This is a genomic window from Acetobacter sp. DsW_059 (assembly GCF_002153695.1).
Classification (GTDB): Bacteria; Pseudomonadota; Alphaproteobacteria; order Acetobacterales; family Acetobacteraceae; genus Acetobacter; species Acetobacter thailandicus.
On sequence record NZ_JOPI01000113.1, the window covers coordinates 1 to 636 of the forward strand.

General features: G+C 44.3%; 1 protein-coding gene. It reads right to left on the minus strand.

Going from position 1 to position 636, the window contains the following annotated elements; all coding sequences use genetic code 11:
* Positions 1-97 precede the first annotated feature (97 nt).
* On the minus strand, positions 98-636 hold a 539-nt coding region (locus tag HK25_RS13105), incomplete at its 5' end, for a hypothetical protein (protein ID WP_086636391.1).

Below are 636 nucleotides of genomic sequence, written 5' to 3' on the forward strand. Positions count from 1 at the left end.
TTTTTCATGGGGCCAGATACAAAAAAAGCCGCACATGGCGGCTATTAGACGTAGTTATCGAATTTTGATAAAAAATACCCCAAATAAGGTACCCACGTCAAGCTTTAAGATTTTCTCTTATCTCTTTTGCTCTTTTTTTCGCTTGCGCTTCATAGAACTCAGCAAGCTGCTCCAGGATAAGGCAGCATTGTGCTGATACTTTCTTTCGCCCCAGGTCAATAGAGATTGTGGGGAATAGTGAGGCCGCCATATCTCTAAATGACAGTTTATCAACCATGATAGATTTTAATCGAACTTCACCACACATGCCGAGAGCATGCCTTACATCATAAATATCTCCAGCAGCATTTGCCCGGGTCATCAACCATGAAAGATCGTCGTGCCTGATATTTTCATTCGAGATATAATCAGCAGGATTCTCAATATAACCATGATACGCGAATACCCATGACCTGAACCATCTGTCAGCAGCATTCGCGGCATCCTGAGTAATGTCTTGTGATTTCAGAAGGGTTTCGATGACTGTGCAGTCTTTAGGAGGTTTCCCAGGAGAGAAGTTCCCTTTAGCCAGTCGTTCGTCTGTAGGGCCGTTATCCTGAAACTGAGGTGTGTAGACAATCGGCCTGCGTTTGCGGG